Annotated in this window: 13 protein-coding genes and 1 pseudogene; 2 read left to right on the top strand and 12 right to left on the bottom strand. The window is 56.8% G+C overall.

What is annotated here, in order from left to right:
• Window positions 1-65 precede the first annotated feature (65 nt).
• The 7 genes and pseudogenes from GLS_RS07230 to GLS_RS13265 all read right to left on the bottom strand — a co-directional run bounded on the left by GLS_RS07230 (window position 66) and on the right by GLS_RS13265 (window position 10,998).
• Entirely contained in the window at window positions 66-1,133 is a 1,068-nt protein-coding gene (locus GLS_RS07230) for a glycosyl hydrolase family 8 (protein WP_148295905.1), read from the bottom strand.
• A 38-nt stretch (window positions 1,134-1,171) separates the two neighbouring features.
• A complete protein-coding gene (locus tag GLS_RS13140; RefSeq protein ID WP_080691917.1) occupies window positions 1,172-1,510 on the bottom strand; it encodes a hypothetical protein in 339 nt (112 codons plus the stop codon).
• Window positions 1,511-1,555: 45 nt separating this feature from the next.
• Window positions 1,556-1,987: a cellulose biosynthesis protein BcsD gene (bcsD, locus tag GLS_RS07225; RefSeq protein WP_052327512.1), complete on the bottom strand. Its 432-nt coding sequence runs from the start codon at window positions 1,985-1,987 to the stop codon at window positions 1,556-1,558.
• The gene (locus GLS_RS07220) at window positions 1,988-5,431 is read right to left on the bottom strand and encodes a cellulose synthase subunit BcsC-related outer membrane protein (protein WP_041111710.1); all 3,444 of its coding nucleotides are present in this window, start codon (window positions 5,429-5,431) and stop codon (window positions 1,988-1,990) included.
• Window positions 5,432-5,464: 33 nt separating this feature from the next.
• A pseudogene (locus GLS_RS13630) lies at window positions 5,465-5,803 on the bottom strand (tetratricopeptide repeat protein); the annotation flags it as partial.
• A 5-nt stretch (window positions 5,804-5,808) separates the two neighbouring features.
• Complete coding sequence (gene bcsA, locus GLS_RS07215) at window positions 5,809-10,356, bottom strand: UDP-forming cellulose synthase catalytic subunit (protein WP_080691915.1); 4,548 nt, start codon at window positions 10,354-10,356, stop codon at window positions 5,809-5,811.
• Window positions 10,357-10,740: 384 nt separating this feature from the next.
• Entirely contained in the window at window positions 10,741-10,998 is a 258-nt protein-coding gene (locus GLS_RS13265) for a hypothetical protein (RefSeq protein ID WP_148295904.1), read from the bottom strand.
• A 233-nt stretch (window positions 10,999-11,231) separates the two neighbouring features.
• Between GLS_RS13265 and GLS_RS13130 the strand changes: the two genes are divergently transcribed.
• Together GLS_RS13130 and GLS_RS13365 are read left to right on the top strand one after the other, a co-directional pair.
• Window positions 11,232-11,849, top strand: coding sequence for a recombinase family protein (locus tag GLS_RS13130; protein WP_080691913.1), 618 nt, complete (start codon window positions 11,232-11,234; stop codon window positions 11,847-11,849).
• A gap of 590 nt (window positions 11,850-12,439) precedes the next feature.
• Complete coding sequence (locus GLS_RS13365; protein ID WP_155721039.1) at window positions 12,440-12,583, top strand: hypothetical protein; 144 nt, start codon at window positions 12,440-12,442, stop codon at window positions 12,581-12,583.
• Between the two features lie 182 nt (window positions 12,584-12,765).
• Here GLS_RS13365 and GLS_RS07210 read toward each other — a convergent pair whose 3' ends face one another.
• From GLS_RS07210 to GLS_RS07190, 5 genes are all read right to left on the bottom strand, one after another.
• A complete protein-coding gene (locus tag GLS_RS07210; protein WP_041111709.1) occupies window positions 12,766-15,198 on the bottom strand; it encodes a TonB-dependent receptor in 2,433 nt (810 codons plus the stop codon).
• A gap of 65 nt (window positions 15,199-15,263) precedes the next feature.
• Window positions 15,264-16,061, bottom strand: coding sequence for an alpha/beta fold hydrolase (locus tag GLS_RS07205; protein WP_041111708.1), 798 nt, complete (start codon window positions 16,059-16,061; stop codon window positions 15,264-15,266).
• Between the two features lie 28 nt (window positions 16,062-16,089).
• Window positions 16,090-16,725 (bottom strand): N-carbamoylsarcosine amidohydrolase, encoded by a 636-nt coding sequence (locus tag GLS_RS07200; protein WP_041111707.1) that lies wholly within the window; start codon window positions 16,723-16,725, stop codon window positions 16,090-16,092.
• A complete protein-coding gene (locus GLS_RS07195; protein WP_041111706.1) occupies window positions 16,725-17,762 on the bottom strand; it encodes a M29 family metallopeptidase in 1,038 nt (345 codons plus the stop codon). Before GLS_RS07195 ends, GLS_RS07200 begins: the two co-directional genes overlap by 1 nt.
• On the bottom strand, window positions 17,753-19,060 hold the full coding sequence (locus GLS_RS07190; RefSeq protein WP_052327510.1) for a solute carrier family 23 protein: 1,308 nt from the start codon (window positions 19,058-19,060) through the stop codon (window positions 17,753-17,755). Before GLS_RS07190 ends, GLS_RS07195 begins: the two co-directional genes overlap by 10 nt.
• Window positions 19,061-19,062: the final 2 nt, after the last annotated feature.

Here is a 19,062-nt window from a genome sequence, read left to right as displayed (position 1 = left end):
AGAAACTGCAACAGCAGCATGCCCCCGAGTATTCAGATGTGATGGTGGTCCCGTGACGCTGCGCCTTAGCGCAGCCTTCGTGTCGCCACGATATTCGAGAGAAGAACGAGGGAAGCAGAGTAATAATCAATATTTCCCCTCAATACGGGAACGAAACCGTTCTCGAACCCACAAGCCCCACCAATGGCGTGAAATCCTTCGGGAGCCCCATAAGGCGCTGTTTCATCTGTCTTCAGATCTATCCAGGCGGGCAACACGCCTGAAATGTACGCATGCCAGTAGCTTACGAACGGGTCCGCAAGATCCGGATCCAGCATGCCGCCCCATTGAAGATATAGAGGTATCCGGATTGCGTCGTAAGAAAACCGGGGCGGCCAGCCTGAAGCGATTTCTGGCATGTCCCGGTCCTTACCAAGCGTAAGCCAGTCAGGCGGCAGGCCCCATTTACCAAAACGGGCCTGCCTGAGCAGATCCATTCCGTCATCAATGGCCTTCGACCATGTCACTGCATCATCAAGGTCCCGTGCTGCCTGCATGGAGGGAATAATGTAATAGGACAGGTTCAGCGTAACCTTTCCAGGCAGCAGAAAGCCCGCAAGACCTGGAAGAAGAACAAGACGACCGTTAAAACTAACGAGAAGCTTTTCTCGAACACTTGAATAGATTTTCTTTGCCTGTGTCAGAAGAGATGACCGCTGCCATTTCTGTGCAGCCAGGGTCAGGGCAAAGGCAATCAGAAGATCACCGTCCGTAGCATTATTATGGTCAGGCACATGAGGAACAGCATTGCTGATATACCTCCACGAGAAAAGTGCATCCTGTGGCCTGCGGAGCGTGGTGGCAGTCCAGTTCCAGAGTTTGTCGAAAGACGCCTGATCATCGAACGCAACCGCAAAGAGCATTCCATATCCCTGCCCCTCGCTGTGAGATGCGACACCATCATGAGCGTCGATAATACGCCCGTCGGACGTCATAAAACGCCGCTTGTAATCTTCCCACAACTCATCTGCCGTCGCTGCGGAAGCATACGACCCGGTCGCGGCCAGAAGAGAAGTATAAAAAACTCCTTTCATGACCGTGCGCCTGTTGAATGAAGCGGATGCCACGGCGGGGTCACACATTCTGTTTTTCACTGCATATATCCTGTCAGGTACTGTCTCGCTTGGGGAACTCAACGAAAAATCTCGTTAAGTTTCTTGGCAGGTGTGACGCTTGTGCTCCCGTTCCGACCCAAAATCGCGAATACTCTGGAAAGCTGAATGCTACCGACGTCCGTAAGTGAATTCTCTTTCGTCAGAACCGCGTCCGCCTTGGTGCTCTCGGCGTGCGGTAAAGCCGTTGCCAGATCTGGGGACTGTGCCAGTGGTTCAGCATGCTCTGCTTCATTCTCAGCCGGTGTCACGTAAGGTGTCTGTGGAATGAGAGCGACATTATCGAACGAATGGTATCTGAAATCCGGCTTTCCCATTGCGTTGCTCAGCGAAGCGATGTCGGATGGAATTTGTGACATACGCTCAACCGTTCCGACGCATTGAACGGGCGATAGTGGTTCTGTTCATTTTCCGTACTCGAAAAGTAGACTTCCGGGAGCGCTGGCAGGGGCCTGTGGATCCCATTTTATCCGGCAGCCTTCAGCTGCATCGGGCTGGTCCATAAGCCACTGTTCGTAGAGGCCGGCCAGGCACGCTGTCAGCCAGCTTCCTGGCGGAGTGCCCGTACTTCCCAGTGATGGCAGCCCCTCATGGCTGAGCCTAAGGCTCGCCTGCGCTTCTTCAAGGGAAAGGCGCGTCTGCCCCCAGCCCAGCGTTGCAAGCTGGACGTTCATTTCCAACTCGAGGTCGAGCAGCGTCCCACACGGCGGCAAAGTTGCCCGCCGACCAATCCGGCGGCCAACCTTACGGAGGAAGCTGTCCCGGGCATCAGACCCGGCCTGCTGATCAAATTCGCGGGCGAGCTCTGTAAGCAGCAGCGTAAAATCAACGATCACTCAATGCACTCCGGAAAAGTCATAGTGAACCGAGAGATTCACATCTGTCTGATTCCAGGGACCCGACTTCTGATAGAGAAAATGACCACCGATCTTTAGGTCAGGCGTAATGTGATAATAGAAAAGCGCCTCTATACCGCCTGAAATTCCAGACGAGGATTTCGCGGGGTCGCGATCGCTATACTGGTTCAGCACACTGGTAGAAACACCGGCACAGGGCGTGGTCGTTGATCCATCTGCCGCAGCCAGCGTCTGCTGCAGGGCACAGGATTGCGCGGCCGCGTAATAGGCTGCTGCCTGCTGCTGATAGCTGCTGTTGAGAGGAAAAAGCAGCGTGCTGCGCTGGTGATATGCCTGAAAGCCACCAAAGCCGGATGCAGCCCAGTCCCACAACCCTTTATGCCCCGCATAACGCACAGGTATGGTCAGGGAGAAGAAAGACTGAGGAGAGAAATAGCCCCCGTTCCCCGGAGTATAAAGGAACTGGTTATTATTATAGCCGAACCAGTCAACGTCCGCGCCAACATGAACCTTGTTCATGCCATCGTCATAGATACGGAGACTGCCTCCGCCCCCCGCCTCATAACTGACATTGGACTGGGTATTACGACCATAGATGTAAGAGCCGCCACCACCTGCATAAAGAGAGAAGGCATCATCTCCATATTCGAACTGTGCATGAGCTCTGTTTCTGGTCACTCCGCCCCATGTGCCCTCCCCTCGCATTCCAGCATATGACAGGACGCTATCAGTGATGGCACGCCGTTCCAGCGTCGTATGGAATGTCAGGTTCGGGGCGATCCGGGGGGTGAGTTCAATACCGCCCAGAATATTGGTCACAGCAAAGCCAAGCGGCGACGTGCCAATATCTCCCTTGAACCAGCCGAGGGAATAATAAAGGTTCGTACCCACACCATAAGCCGAGCGACGACGTATCGCATCACTGTAGCAGGCGGAACTCGTTACGGGATAAGGCGCACAGGTTACAGCTGTGGTTCCGGTCTGCCACAGTCCCTCGCGATAATCGAGATTTCCAGTGCCGGACGCGAGAACTGTTGGATCGAGAATAATACCCAGCCGTCCTGAACCAACCGTCATGGCGCCTTCCATTTTCAGATCGGCACGGGAAAGTTTGGTCAGACCGGTTCCGGAACGCCCCAGGAACCCGGGTGTGAGATCCACAGTCGGAGCATAGGTCTGGCTGACGCGGCTTTCATCTTCCTGAATGCCGCTCAGCATCGGATCCTGCTCCATCTCGGATTTGCCATGCTCCTGCTGCCGGAACGGATTGGCGTCCTCAGCCAGGTACCCATCCGTCCGTCGAACCTGCGCGTTCCGGAGTTCTCTTGCCTGCACGAGGTCTTCAAGACTTTCCCGCCAGTTTCCATCCATCTCGGCCACACGGGCGGCTGCAATCCACGCACGGGGATCAGAAGGCGCCTGTTCCTTGAGAGCATCGGCATTGGCTCTGGCTTCGTCTTTCTGACCCGCCTGAGCTTCCAGCCTGACCAGCGCGAGCCTGGCTTCCAGATCATCTGGATCACGATTAACGACGGCGCGTATGATTTCGTCTGCCTTTGCAGTTTCCTGGCGGGCTTCATACAGACGAACAAGGGCCATACGGGCTGACGTATCAGACGGATTTTCCGCCAGAACGGGCCTGAGGGCTTCATAAGCTTCTGCCTGATCACCTTTCGCGTTCAGCTGGTCGGATCGCGTTACGGCCAGGCCTGTTGTAATATCGTGACGCTCGCGTTCCTCTTCGGAAGTCAACTGTGCGCCGACAAGACCTTCCATCAGATGCCGCGCTTCATCTGTCTTGCGAAGGCTCAGGAAACTGCCCGCATATGACAGCCTCTGCTGTGTCGTCAGGTGAGGGGAAGAAGACATGAGACTTCGAAGAAAGAATACGGCAAGAGCTGACTTGCCGGCACCAATCAACTGGTTTGCAACGCCCGTGCCTCTCACCCCGGTGGGATCGGTCATGGTGTCAGCCAGCCTGCGGACGTAAAAGCGGGCATCGGTGTCATCCGACGGCAGAGTAGCGATCCGGTCATGATCTTCGAGACGCATTTCGACCTCCCTGATGGAAGATGTGTGTGCGTGGGCAGGCAACGTCCGAAGAAGCTGCCTGATCCTGTCGAAATCATTGACCTGACTGCTGAAGAACAACGCGGCCTGTAACTGTTCCACAGTCAGATGACCCGCAGTCGACAGGAGAGGCTCCATGACCTCCTGCGCTTCCTGCGGTCGGGAAGATTGCAGAAGAGCCTGAGCCAGATGAAGTCTGATCCACGGATCATCCGGTTTTTCCGACAGAGCCGAGGTCAGCAGAGTGACCCTTTCTCCGGCGTTATCCGCCCTGCTCGCCTCTGCCTGAAGATCCGCCGCGCGCATATCGTGTAGGAAACGGTTTCCCATACCCGGGATACGTCGCGCGAGGGCCTGAGCCTCGGTCACCCGACCATCCGATGCCAGAAGTCCACTCAGCCCCTGAAGCGCGGCAATATTGCCAGGTTCTGAAGCAAGCACACTACGATAGCCCCGCTCGGCTTCAGCCATTCGCCCCTGCCTGCGGTCCATATCTGCGAGTTTGACTTTAAGCGCCGTCTGATCAGGTGCCAGTTCCAGCGTATCAACCGTGAGCTGTCTTGCCTCGGCATAACGCCCCGCGGCGATCAGACTGTCTATCCTGTGATAAGTGCCAGCCAGTTTCGAGCCAGCGAGAGCCTGCGCCCAGCGTGCGGCCTCAGCCGGATTCAGCTGCGATGCACGGTTCAAAAGTGTCGTGGCTTCGTCAGAACGACCCTGTCGCAGACGGACGAGCCCGAGGCCTCCTACGGCGTCAGCGTCGTCCGGATGGGTTAGGAGCACATTATTGAAGTCACGCTCCGCCTGCTGAAGATTGGCATGATCCAGAGCCTGGAATCCCTCGGTACGGATCTGGGCCGACTCTTCACTCGGCGCATGCTCTGCCCGGCTTCGCCGTTCCAATACGTCACGGTCCTGCGGAAGTACCGACAGAAAGGCATCGTAGAACGGGATGCTGCGAGATGTTACAGGAAGCCAGTAAAGTGCTGTGCGCCATGCTCGTATAACGGAAGCTCGCTGTTCACCCGAAAGAGCTGAAACACCTGCCAGCCGTTGCAACCGTTCCATTCCCTCAGAGCGTGTCTCCTCACTCCAGGTCAGCGATTCAGCATAACCAATTTGGGCAGCAATATTGTTCCGGTTGGTACGGACAAGTGAGCGCAGTCCGGCGATACCTTCGTTTCGCAACGGCTTGGCTGCGGCCATGACCTGATAGTATTCCAGCGCATATCCATCAGGCGGCCCGTTCGGAAACAGGCGCTTGTAAATACGCACTGCTTCTGTCGCATTCCCTGAACGGGCAAGCGTTCGTGCCTCATCCAGAAGAGGGCCGGAGACAAGACTGCCTCTCATAACGGAATCCAGCTTTTGTGCCGTCTCCGGATTAATTCTCTGAAGAGTCCTCAGAATTTTTTCCGAGGCTTCAACATCCCCTTTTTGACTAGCCCACTCCCCTTCGACTTCCAGAACGTCCGGATTTTGGGGCGCTATCTGGCGTGCCTGCGCCAGTGTTTCAGCCGCTCGGTCATACTGGTTCCGGTCGAGCCAGTATCGTGTCTGTTTCAACAAAAGCGCGACAACGCTGCCCTGGCCACCCTGTGTTGCCGGGAGAGAGGCGGCCTGCTGAGCCTGTACCTCTCCTGGCCACCAGCAAAGTGCACATTGCGACAGACTGGACAGAAACAGGGCAGATTTATGCCGAGGCGACAGAAAAGGGACTTTCATCGTGCCTAGACGCCCTGATCCGAGAATTGAACCTCATCCATGACACGTTTGCGCAGCATGGCCTGATATATGACAGCCTTATGGAGGCTACGTCCGATCAGGAGGATGGCGACGGCAGCCGCAACAATGATGCGGAATGGATGCTCACGGAAGATACGCTCGATATTCACCCAGAAAGGCAGACTGCCCACGGTGTAGGAGATGCCATTGCGGGATGCGACGACATGGCTGCCATTAACAACTGTCAGGTCCCCCTGAATTCCCCGCTGCTTTTCCGGATCACGCATGGCATGGACCAGTTCGTCCAGCCCCTGCGGTGTCCCCGCCAGCATCATGACAAGAGAGCGATGCGACGCATAAGGCGATTGTGCCGCAATAAGCGCTCCGCCGCTCTGAAGACTGAGTGCCCCCTGAAGCTTTACCGTGCCTGTGTCAGAAACGGCGTTTCCTGCAAGATCGGTGAAGAAATATCGAACACCATCCAGCATTGTTCTCTGCCGGAAATGGAGCTTGCCATTTTCAAGAGTATAAGGCGTTGCCGCCAGGAGTGATGCGTATGATCTGTCCAGGCCCAGTGTTCCGAGCACCAGAACATCCTGATCGGGAAAGGTCTTGCCAGAGGCCAGTGCGCTCTCACCGATCAGGGTCATCTTGTCTGCCGGATACCACGTATAGGAGCCTATGGTGCCCATCAGGTCCAGAAAGGCCGTGGTTACCGCAGTATCCGGGTGATCAGGCAGGCAGATGACCGTTTCGGAAAGGTCGGCAAGGCGCGTGAAGGGGAAAGCGCTGTTTGCAAACATTGCGAGATTGGGAAGGACGGCAAAGTGATATGCCCGCCTGAAATCAAGCGTAGAGTCTGGATCAATACTGACCGTGATGTCCTGCCCGGATGCAGCAATCTGTGTATTTTCAGCCGGACGACCACTGAAATAGAAATCCAGCTGGTTCTGCGCATAGACGCCCCAGACCGGAAGTTTGATCCGGTCCTGCTGCAAGGCAGAAATCGACGGGAAATAGCGGGAAACCCACAGTGGCAGAAGGGTGGGGGCTCTCCAGGAGTAACTCCGCAGATACAGACCATTGAGACTCACATCCACATGGGAGCGATCCAGATCGACGATTGCTTCCAGAGGACCATTGATCCCGACCTCGGCGAGAAATGGCTTGTCCCGCCACGTATAGAGATCAGGCAGGACACGGAAGGGAATGCTGAGTGTACCAGGAATATACCCATGGCCAGTGAGCGCAGCATCGCTGACCAGTTCCCCAAAACGTACTACCCGGCTTGTCGGTATGAACGCCGGTGCGTCATAAGGGCTTCTGGCTAGGGCTTCTGGCGCACTCACAGCCTGTGACGCATTCTCGGAAAGCGCTTCTGGCAGAAAGGCGACCGCACGCGCCGCTTCCTGAACCTCTTCTGTTGTGCGACCCGTGATAACCAGTACAGTTCCATTACCATCTTTGGGATTGGCAACTTCGGCTACAAATGGCCCGTTGAGAGGTGCCGGAAGCAGAAGTCCCGCTGGCAGCAGACCTACTGGAGCGATAACCACCGCATTGCCTCTTGCAGGGAGATATCTGCTGACAGGAAACGAGACATGCCGAACATCAGTGATCTTCCCGAACCAGCCTGCCATGATCGCAGCGGCGCGCAGATCGGCCGGAGACTGATTGTCGGGAAGCACAAATGGCAGCACGACGGGATCAACGGCATGGACATCAAGAAGGGGGGCGGGAAGACGGTTGAGGTGACGCTGCGGCGGCAAGGGTACAGTCGTCAGCGTCAGAGAGGACATACCTCTTATTTCAGCCCATATATCGGCCGTTTTTTGAGAAAGAGCCGGCGTCTCGTGATCCGACGGGCTACTTCCCAAAGAGAAGGTCAGAGTATTCTTTTTCGTGAAAAGCACAGGATCAATGTCGAAACTGATTGCGTCGAACAAAGCACGAGAGCGATCCATGGTGATCGTTCCGACATACTGATCATTGAAGCGTATCGTGATGGCCCCGCCCATGGCGACGAGTTGGGGTGAAAAAGCTCCGCTCAGGACAAGATGTGCCCCTGTGACAAGACGAGACGAGGGGACGGAGATATTGACCCCCTGAATGGAAGCCCAGGGCAACATCCGCAGAACTGAGGGAGTTCCGAAATACATGAGCGAAAAAGTTTGCGGCGTTGCACCTGCGATCGAAGAAATGACAGGCGCCGGTGAATTCGTATGAGTGCCGATATCGGGTAAAGGAACACTGTCTCCAGCATCCACGGACGAAGACGGCAGCGCCTGAGCATAGACCTCCCCACTCAGCGCAATCCCCGTCATCAGGCCGATAATCAGGAGAAGGGCCGTCGAACCTTGTTTCAGAGGACGCAGCACTATTCTCTCACGTTTTTTCCTGCGGGCAGCGGCAAAATCTTTCGCCTGCTGTTCGGCATTCAGAATTCGTTTGTCCCGCTCTGCATAGGCAGCAGGCTCATCCCGTTTCAAAAGGCTGCCGAAACAGCGCAGAAGCAGCCATGCGCTCCGTAGCGGACGGTCCGGCGCATAGTTGTCCCAGCCAAGCCAGGCGTCTGCCCGGCCAAACATGAACCGTACAATCACCGCTTCTTCCCGCGGGGAAACAGGAGTCCAGCGCAAGCTGACCTCATCCTCTTCAACCAGTACAATTCTTGCGAGTACTTCCGGCTCATCTGGCTGCAGACAAAGGCGGACTGTCATGTCTGACCTGAGCTTGCTGGCGTCTTCAGGCGGAACGTGAATTCTGCACCCACCTCGTGAGACATCGATCGTGATGCCTTCGACGAGGTTGCCATTCTGCAAATCAAGCGTCAGCGGGAATATAGCAGCAAGTCTGGGACTGTGCCTGATCTGACGCGTCTCACGCCCGACAAGAATGGCTCCAAAAACCAGCAGAGCATTCAGTGCAGCCCAGAAGCATGTCGTCCATAAGGCATTCAGAACCATCACATCATGCTGTCTGAAGAAAATTCTCCACACCCCGGAAATGACAGCTGCAGAAAGCAGGATCAGAATGACAATCTGCGGCCAAATGGCACGCATATCCGTATATTCCTGCTTAACCAGGCCGCCCTTGTCGGTCACGTTGAAGCGGCCACGTCGTGGGAAAATCAGCGTCATGAGGGTAATTGGGGCAATGAATGGCGCAAGCGCGATGTCATAGACTTCGCTCCAGAAGGAATATCGCCAGTTTCTCTGGACGTGAGACGCTGTTGCGACGGAATGGAAAAAATGAGGCAGTACATAGACAGCGAGAGCCATGGGAGAGGCTGCTATCAGCGTTTCTCCGAAAAAGAGATATGCAAGCGGTGCCAGAAGAAAGATGAGACGCGGTATCGCGAAAAGAAAACTCATCGTCGCAGACAGGTAACAGAGCCGTTGGGCAAACGTCAGGCCTGGTCCGAACAACGGATTATCCACACGAAAAATCTGCGTCATGCCTCGCGCCCATCGTGCGCGCTGGCCGATATGAAGAATAAGACGTTCCGTTGCCAGTCCGGCGGCCAAGGGGAGACGCAGATAGGCGCTGGACCAGCCTGCCCTTTGCATCCTCAATGCCGTATGGCAGTCCTCTGTCACGGTATCAGTTGCGACCCCGCCAATCTCCTCCAGAGCCGTCCGCCGCAATACCGCGCACGAACCGCAGAAAAATGCGCTATTCCAGAAATCATTTCCCGGTTGCAGTAGCCCGTAAAACAGATTGCCTTCCGGAGGAACGGAAAGACCTTCTGAAAGATTTCGCTCAAATGGATCAGGAGAATAAAAGTAATGAGGGGTCTGAATCAGGCCGATACGGCGATCAGCGATCATCCATCCCATTGTAGACTGCAGAAAAGCGCGCACGGGAATATGGTCGCAATCGAAAATTGCGATGTACTCACCAGAGGTCAGAGACAGAGCATGATTTAGGTTGCCAGCCTTTGCATGAGCATTATCGGCACGCGCGATATAACCCGCGCCACAGGCTTGCGCGAAGTCGAAAAACTCACTTCGATGCCCATCATCCAGAATATAGACGTTCAATCGATCTGCCGGCCAATCCAGCCCCAGACAGGCCAGAACTGCCATACGAACTATCTGCAGGTCCTCATTATAAGTTGGAATATAGACGTCTACAGAAGGCCAGGTCTCGATCTTGTCTGGCAAGGCGGCTGGTTTGCGTTGAAGCGTATGCAATGTCTGAAAGTAGCTTAAGACAAGCATGACCCCCGCGAAAAACTCCGCGAATATAAGAGCTGCGCTTAAAGCAGCCTGAGCAAAGTCCTCGAATTCAACCGTTTCTGTGAGACGCCAGACAAAATACCTTAGAGAAACGAATAACGATAATAGCTTGAGAATAATCGCCGCATTTTCATTACGCACTCTATCTACGACAAAAAAAGCAAGGATACCCGCAATAGCAAGAACGGCTTGATTTTCCACTGATAGAGGAATGGTTGCGGCCCCTCCAAAAAGGAGCGTTCCGCCTACCGTCGCAAACACAAGATGACGCGCTCTTATGGAACGCCACGCGGCAAGAGAGGACACTACCATGTTCTATCAAAATCCGAACTGAACAGAGAAAGAAGCGGCGACGCATGCGTCGCCGTGCTGTCCGTCCCTTGCCTGCATTAAGCCCTGTTGCAATTTCATAGATGCGTCACAGCAACGGTATTCCAGTCGGGCCGCAGTGGACCTCGATTGCCAGACGTTCCTCAGGAGCAAGCTCTGCCAAAGCCGCGCAATGATACGGGGAGCCATGTGCAGCAGCCCCAGCAACGTGCCACCACGCCCCCAGATCGCTTTGCCCTATCCCGCGCAGCCGAGCGCCCGTGCTGCAATTGTAGTCTATGGTCCAGCCCTCACGTCCAGCTTGCGCCAGATCGAAGCCTCTTTCGTATCGCTCAACCGGCTGATCACTTTCAGGGACACTCGTTTTCATTCCCCATCAACCATTACTGGAGACGAAGGCTTTTCCGTAAAAATCAGCTTCCCAAACTCGATTACCAAATCGTCTGCCACATGCCGATCGACCACTTCATAGGTCATGGCATCGCTGATCAGATCTTTCCCATTGAAAAGAAAAGACATCCCGCCCGGCACCCCTAGCAAACGATTGTTCTCTTCTGAACCTCCCCCCTGCACTGATGGGGCCGTATGGACTTCCTTTTGCAACAGAGAATTGCCAGATGCCAAAAACGGTCGTTTCGAGCAAAGGTTCGCAAACACCCGAAGCTTAATTGGGGATTCCCAGAAAATGGCCGATTTTCTAACATTGCCCGTGCATAAATCTGCTGTCAGGCAGGACGATGTAAAACGACCGTTTTTGTCAACCTCACACCTTCACCGCTCGTGAAGAAAACCATAGGGATCTTCAACCAACAGTTCAGCTTGGAAGACCTTTTATTTGATACATTTGAGGGGGTTAAATGATTATCGGCTACGCTAGGGTTTCTACAGAAGAACAGAGACTGGACTTGCAGATCCAAGCGCTGCGGACTGCTGGCTGTAATCGTATTTTTACCGATCATGGAGAGTCAGGCGGTAATTTTTCCCGCTCGGGCTTGGAAGCTGCCACGCAAACGCTTCGTGAAGGTTCCACGCTGGTTGTCTGGCGCCTCGACCGGCTAGGGCGCTCCCTGTCCGGCTTGGTCCAGCTCATGGAAAGACTAAGCAAGCGAGGCGTTCATTTTCGTTCACTAACAGAGCATATTGATACTTCGTCTTCCGGCGGCCGACTGATGTTCCATATGATGGCAGCACTAGCTGAATTCGAACGCTCCATCATCGCCGAGAGAACCCGAGCCGGCCTGGAAGCTGCAAAGATACGAGGCAAGACACTGGGCCGTCCTCGTCTTCTTTCGGAAGAGGTTCTGGATATTGCGCTGTCTCGCTTGGAAGAAGGGAATGAAGGCCTGACTGATATCGCCCGTTCTCTGAACGTTTCACCCAGAACACTCTCACGGCATCTTATAAACGCGAAAATACGTAGGAGGACATGCCCAGAAACCCCTCACCTATCGGCCCATGATGCCTTATTTCCATGACTTGAGAGTTTGGAAACTTGCGGATATGAGCGGTACACTGTGGTTATATTTCTCAGGACTTGATTGGATAAAGGCGGTCGATAGTCACGTATTGGAAGCTTTAACGCGGGCCTCTCGCAGGACGGCGTATAAAGAAAAGAACTCCCTATTCGCGCGAATATCGACAAAGGTCCCACCTTTGGACAGATAGCGCCTCAGCCATGTCAGTTTGCGATGATTGCAGCATCCCCCGCAGATAGAAACACACCTGCAGGCCAAACTCGGTCACATCGACAGGGTCTGAACAATCTCTCTTAAACCCTCCAATGAATGGTCGACGCACAGACTACTGTAGCCCATGGCATATTGAAGCAGGTTGGCCAGACCCATTTCTGCACTTTTAGTAGGAAACAGTATCAAAGGAAGAACCGTCGTCAGAAAGTCTTTCTCCAGCACAACGTGTTCAGGAGACGGCTCTGATTGTTCTGCTGCAGTGTTGCCGACACGCTACCTCTCAGCGCCCTGATCTTCCTGACAGGCTGCGCCCGGAAAGAGAACAAACTCCTCACAAACAAGACCGGGCTTCCATTGACCAGAAGATCCATGATGATATGATAATCAAAGACCATATCCATGCCATGTTCGAAGAGCCGACTGCATTCGACAGCCGGACACGGGATGTGTATCTCGATAAGATCACACCGCGCCAGAACAACGACATATTCGGCAATGATCCGGACCCTGTTCCGCTGTGAGCCCTGATCATGGGACAGACTTCTTGATGCGATGCACCTTGTGCCGGGGGCGGATGTCCTTTTACTCCGACTGGGTCGAGACCTTCGTCCGGCCTTCCGTGCGCCTGAACTGAGTATCATCCGCGCCTGAGGAACCCGCCTGACAGCAAAAAACCCGCGGCCTACGCCACGGGCTTTTTGTCCTAGAAGTCCGCCCGTACGCTGCCGAAGAACATCCGGGGTGCGCCGATCTGCATGGACTGGTCCGTCAGCGCGCCCGAGGCGATATCAGCCGGGTTACCGTTCTGGCCCATCGTGGAAATGTAGCGTTTGTTCGTCAGGTTGGAGCCGTTGAATGCGACCGTCAGGTTTTTGATGGCGCCCAGATAGCGGTTGTACCGCTTCATATTTCCGAAGCTGTACTGCACGCCCACATTTGTCAGCCAGTAGCCAGGGCTTTTGACGTCTCCCGTGTAGCTGTAATTGCGCGTCCCGGTGTAGCTTCCGTCGGCATAGGCCGTCATGCCGTGCCATTCGTAAGACACGCGTCCCTTGTACATGAAGCGGGGATAATTGACGATCTGCTGGCCTTTCGTCGCATAGACCGTGGAGCCGCTGACAAGGTTCTGGTCGTAGACGCCATGGTTGTAGCTGACGGAATTGGTCAGCGCGAAACCGCGGAACGGCATCAGTGTCAGACCCGCATCCACACCGTTCATCGTCACCCCGCCCACGTTCGAGACGGCAGAGATCGGGTTGACGACCGGTCCTTCCGTGATCTGCTGCAGGCGGTTGTTGTAGTTCGTGCGATAGGCATAGACCGTCGCGGCGACCAGTTTGCCCGTGTAGCGATAGCCGATCGCATAGGTCCAGGCCGTCTCGGGACGGATCGAAGACTTCGTATCGTCATAGGCGGTCTGGGAGACCGCAAAGGGCGAGTTCGAGAGCTTGTAGCCGGACTGCGCGTAGGTCCGGGCGTTTTCCGAAATATCGAAATACAGCTCATGATCCTTCAGGAAGTGCCAGTCCGCGCTGATATGCGGCAGAAACGGCTTGGCCACCGTGAGGCTTTCCCCGCTCGTGATGGCAGCACCTGCGCCGTAATAGTCCTGGTTCAGATAGCCGTCGCCCACGCGCGTCGTGCTCAGCAGGGACTTGAAACCGAAATGCAGGGCCAGATTTGGCAGCACATTATACGTGTTCTGCACGAAGGCCGTGAACGTGTTGGTGTTGTAGTTCTGGTTGAAGATCTGTGCGAACGGATCGCGCCACTGGGTCAGCGGATCATGCACCTTTCCCTGAACCACACCATTCACCACCGCCGGTTGCGAATAGGCGTTCATCGGGGACATGTAGCTGTTGTTCTCGTACCAGACACCCGCGCCGATATGATTGTGCGCGATATCGTAATGCAGTGCCGAGACGATGCCGAAGCGCCGGATTTCCGGCTCTTTCATCAGCTCACTGACCGGCGATCCCGTTGGGGACGGATAATAGGGCGTCGCCCAGGAGGTCTGGTTACGCTCCCCATGCCCGTAAGCCGTCGTGTTCCAGGTCAAACAATCCGTCAGGCGCAGGTCGGCCTTGATGCCGCCAAACGTATCGACCGTATTCGTACTGCCATCGTAATACGCCGCATCCGCTGGATCGTCGAGCGTCCCGACCTTCCCCGGATAGATCCCGTTCGCCGCATTCACAGCCGCGATGTAACCGGAATTGCTGCCGTTCTCGTAGCTTGGCAGACCGTAGCCCACCCGGTTGACGATCTGTGGCGAGATGTCCGGATAGGTGTTCTGATGCAGGTCGCTCCAGTCGAAGAATGCCGAAATCGAGCTGTCATGACCGATCGGCTGAACGAGCTTGGCGTTTACCTGCTGCATGAACTGCTCGCCATAGCCCTTCCACATCCCGCTGTCGTTGCGCATGTAGGACGTGTAGAACTTCGTACCGCTGGAATTGAGCTTCCCGCTCTCGAAGCGCAGGAACGTGTGATAGGTGCTGTAGCTGCCGAAACCCGCCGCAGCCGTGCCGCCCATCTTGTCCGACGGGGTCATCGAGACATAGCTCAGCCCGCCGCCCAGATTGTTGCTCGCGGCCATGCTTTCCGCACCGGCTGACTGGGACACGTCAATACGCGCCACGTTCTCCGACGAAATCGCCATGATCGGGTTCAGACCGTTATAGTTCCGGTACGTCATCTCCCCGAGCGGCATCCCGTCCAGCGTCATGCCGATTTCCTGCTGCTGGAAACCATGCATGAAGATCTGTGCACTCCATGTGTCGAGCCCCTGCGCATCGCCAGACTGGAACACAATGCCCGGAAGCTGCGAGATCACCTTCATCGGGTTGGTACCGGCCGGTGCTTCCGCCAGCATTTTCTGGCTGACAGTCTCGACTGTCCCCCGCGGCGGATGACGGGCCACAACTGCCATGCTTTCCGCGCTTTTGCTCACATATGGCCCCGTATGCCGATGCTTCGGCGCCCCCACACGGGGCGTGTTTTTATGTGTAGCGGGAGCCGCTTTGTGCACCACGGACGAATGCTTGGTGGCCGCCATGGCGGACGAAGAAAAGGCGGCCGACAGCATCGTCGTCACGGAGAGGGCGAGGTGCAGGGAGCCGGGTCGTTTACACATATGCAATCTACCTCATCTGGCTTACAGGGACGTCCTGTAGCGGGGCGGAAATTCGGTCCTGAAAGTCAGTAGCGGCCCTGAAGCGCCTCGAAGAACCCGTCGAAATTGTCCCAGGGAATCATATGTCCCGCATCCGGAACATATGCGATGGCTATTGCAGGATTGAGCTGCAGGATTTCTTCAACATCCTCTTTCTGGATTACGCCTCCCCGCGTTGCGACAACAAGAGTGGCAGGGGTTTTAAGGTGGGGCAGATCCTGATGGATGTCTTCCGTATGGAACTTCTCGAACGTGATCCGGGTCGCCAGTTCATCACAGGTATGAAGCCACTGGGCCCGCAGCGTGCACTGCTCGTCCGTCCATGTCGGGCAGAACCGCTTCATCTCCGCACCACTCATGCCCCTGCGCGCCAAACGGATGGATTCCGTGTACCAGTCCAGGTTGGCAGGATAGGCCCGACGTCCGGGACCACTGACGGGAGGATCGATCAACGCCAGATGCGCCAGCCCGGCATCATTCTGCCGCGCCGCACGGATCGCAATACGTGCGCCCATGGAATGCCCCATCAGGACCACATCCTTCAGGCCCAGCGCGTCAATGAAGCCCCGGACATCCGCCGCATAGGTATCGAGATCATAATCCAGATCCGGCCCCGTCGAAGACAGGCCACGCCCGCGCACATCCAGAACATAGACATCATGCGTCTCGGCCAGACGGTCCGCCACGAACCCCCAGGTGATGGCCGGGCTCGTAATGCCGGGCACCAGCACCAGCGGCGCACCCTTGCCACCGTAGCGCAGATAATGCTGCCGGATGCCGTTGGCATGGGCATTCGCACCGTAAAGCAGACGTGTCTGGGTCATGAAGTGATCCTTCTGAAAAATCGTGATGTCAGCTGTTGGGAAGACGGGACAACAGGGCGTCGAGGTCCATGACGTCCCCACATTTCTGCGCCATATCGAACAAATTGGCCTCATGCGGCCCGATGGCCCGGTCGCCCACGCAGTCGGAGACGATCACCGGACGGAAGCCGTACTGCATCGCATCCAGCACGCTCGCCCGCACACAGCCGGACGTCACACAGCCGGCCACAACAACGGTCTGCACCCCGTGCGTCACCAGCCAGGAGGCCAGCGGCGTGCCCGCAAACGCCGACGGCACCGTCTTGCGGACCACATATTCACCGGGCTCCGGCGCCAGTTCGTCCACGATGGCAGAGGCCGGATTGGTCTCCGTCAGCCCCAGCATCGTCGGCACCTTCAGTGAGAAGATGTTCGCATCCGCGCCATCATCCGCGAACACGATCCGCGTATGCGCCACCTTCCAGCCCAGACGCCGTGCCGTTGCCAGCAGCGTTTTCGTCCGCTCGATCGCTTCGGGAATATTGCCGCCACCAAAGGCTTCCGGATCGGCAAATCCGTTGACGAAATCGACAATCAGCAGCGCGATGCGCCCCGTCATACCCATTTCGTTTCCGAAACCCTGCTTTTTGTAGCGGTCCTCGTCGCGGTTATCCTGCGTGCTCATCATGCGTTCTCCACAAGCCTACCGTCTTTCACGACCGGCACATCATCAAGCGTGACCGTGCAGCCCCGCATTGGAATATCGATATGGCACGCCGTATCGCGCGTGCCGCCGGCCTCGTTATTCGGCCCCGTGGACCACAGGAAATTCCCCGAACAGGCGCGCGGGTCCATGCCGATGCTGGCCTCGCGGTCATAGAACCCCATGACCGACCAGTGCGCCCGATCCTGCATTCCCCAGCCGATATGCGACACCGCATAGACTTCCGGATCGTTGAAGCTTTCCATGTAGTCCCGCAGGTGATCGGCCTCGTAACCGCCCTCGATCGCCCGGACAAAGCCTTTCTCAAGATGGCAGGTGATGGGTGCCGTCACATAGGATTTCTGCGGCAGGAGAATGTCTCCCGGCGCAAGAACGATTTTCCCTTCCGCCGAGCCCTCATTGGACCATGTCGCCAGAAACCCGCTCGGCCAGTGATCCCAGCGCCCCGGCGCATCCACGAAGCCATATTCTTCCAGCATCGGATAATCGCCCAGCGCAAAGGACGCATCCGTCCCCGCTGCTGACGTCACCCGCATGACCTTCGCCGCCTGAAGCTTTTTCGAAGCCGCCAGAACGCGCTCGCGGTCTTCCATCGTGGGCGTCATCCGCACCAGAACCTCGGGCGGCTCCACGGCCAGCAGGATACGGCCACCCGCTGCAAGGATTTCATGCTGCTCGGCCGAGAACAGCAGCGTCATCAGGTCGAGCACCAGATCGCTGGCCTTGAGCATCTCGACCGCCGCCCGGTTGTTCGTCAGCGGCGTCGTCCCGACAAAGGCCAGCGGATCCCGCGAGAAGGACAGCGCCCCGTTCGTCGGCTGAAGATCCAGCCGGTTCGCAATCGCTCCCTTTTCCTGCACGGCCAGAACCGCACAGCGCAGGGTCTGCTCATTGCTGCCCAGCGACGTCAGCAGCGTCACGGTCTGTCCCGCTTCCAGACGACACAGCGTCAGCACCTGTCGCCAGGCCTGCACCAGTTCAAAATCACTTACGGGCATGAAGGTGGCTCCTTGGACTCCGATCCTGCCTTGAGGATCTGGTTGAGGCCGATGGCAGCGATCGTGGCGGTCGCAATGCCGCCCAGCGTCACACCACCGATTGTGAAAGTAAGGTCTCCCGCCCCGGCCACGAGGGCCACACCAACAGGAAACAGCGTTGAGGCGCGGGAGAAATCCACGCGGTTATCCACCCAGACGCGCACCATCGTCGCCGCGATCAGACCAAACAGCCCGACCGACAGTCCACTGAGCACAGGCTCCGGAATGGCCCGCAGCAGCGCCCCGAAAAATGGCGAAAAACCCAGCAGAATGGCAAAAATTCCGGCCATCCCGAAAGTCAGCGTCGAATAGACCCGCGACAGCGCCATGACGCCGATATTCTCGACATAGGTCGTCACGCCCGTGCCGCCGAGACTGGCCGCGAGCATCGTCGCCAGCCCGTCCCCCAGAAACGCCCGTCCCGTCAGATGATCCAGCGGCCGTCCCGTCATGGCGCCGATCGCCTTGAGATGCCCGAGGTTCTCCGCCACCAGAACCAGCGCCACAGGGGCCAGCAGAACGGCCGCATGGCCGCTAAAGCGCGGTGCCGTCAGATGCGGCAGCCCGATCAGCGGCGCGGCCAGAACTTCCGAAAAATCCATCGCCGGCGCCAGATGCAGCACATTCGCCACCACGACATAGAGAAGCGTGGACGCAATCAGGGACAGCAGGATCGACAGACGCCGCAGATACGGCCCGCCATAAACCGCCAGCAGCGCCGTACACAGCAGCGCGAAAAGGCCGCAGGCCGTGCCTGCCCCGCCATGCCCGAGCCCGCGCGACGCCACAGGCGCCAGATTGAGCCCGATCGCCGCCCCGATCGCCCCGGTGACAGACGGCGGCATGAGGCGCTCGATCCACCCCGACCCCGTAACCCGGACCAGCAACCCGATCAGCGCATACACCACGCCCGCCACGAAAATCCCGCCACAGGCCAGCGCAATATCGGGGTTCGGGCCATGCCCGGAATAACCGGTCAGCGCCACGACGAGTGCAATGAAGGAAAAGCTCGATCCCAGATAACTCGGAATGCGACCACCGGTGATGAAGAAGAACAGGATCGTTCCCAGCCCCGAGCACAGGATCGCCACATTGGGGTCAAACCCCATCAGCAGCGGCCCCACCACGGTTGATCCCGTCATCGCCAGAACATGCTGGCCGCCAAGGAGAACCGTCTGCCCCACGCCCGGATGCTCATCGGGCGCGATCATGTCCGTCCGTTGTGCCCGGCGCCATACCGGAAGCCAGCGTTCACCCATTC

The organism is Gluconobacter oxydans DSM 3504 (genome assembly GCF_000583855.1).
In the GTDB taxonomy this organism is placed as follows: Bacteria; Pseudomonadota; Alphaproteobacteria; order Acetobacterales; family Acetobacteraceae; genus Gluconobacter; species Gluconobacter oxydans.
This window is presented reverse-complemented; position numbering and strand designations above follow the sequence as displayed.

Bases quoted from the DNA above. Each gene is read 5' to 3' on its own strand.
- GLS_RS13140 (WP_080691917.1), bottom strand. From the start codon at position 1,510: ATGTCACAAATTCCATCCGACATCGCTTCGCTGAGCAACGCAATGGGA.
- GLS_RS07220 (WP_041111710.1), bottom strand. From the start codon at position 5,431: ATGAGAGGCAGTCTTGTCTCCGGCCCTCTTCTGGATGAGGCACGAACG.
- bcsA (WP_080691915.1), bottom strand. From the start codon at position 10,356: ATGGTAGTGTCCTCTCTTGCCGCGTGGCGTTCCATAAGAGCGCGTCAT.
- GLS_RS13130 (WP_080691913.1), top strand. From the start codon at position 11,232: ATGATTATCGGCTACGCTAGGGTTTCTACAGAAGAACAGAGACTGGAC.
- GLS_RS13365 (WP_155721039.1), top strand. From the start codon at position 12,440: ATGATAATCAAAGACCATATCCATGCCATGTTCGAAGAGCCGACTGCA.
- GLS_RS07210 (WP_041111709.1), bottom strand. From the start codon at position 15,198: ATGTGTAAACGACCCGGCTCCCTGCACCTCGCCCTCTCCGTGACGACG.
- GLS_RS07205 (WP_041111708.1), bottom strand. From the start codon at position 16,061: ATGACCCAGACACGTCTGCTTTACGGTGCGAATGCCCATGCCAACGGC.
- GLS_RS07200 (WP_041111707.1), bottom strand. From the start codon at position 16,725: ATGAGCACGCAGGATAACCGCGACGAGGACCGCTACAAAAAGCAGGGT.
- GLS_RS07195 (WP_041111706.1), bottom strand. From the start codon at position 17,762: ATGCCCGTAAGTGATTTTGAACTGGTGCAGGCCTGGCGACAGGTGCTG.
- GLS_RS07190 (WP_052327510.1), bottom strand. From the start codon at position 19,060: ATGGGTGAACGCTGGCTTCCGGTATGGCGCCGGGCACAACGGACGGAC.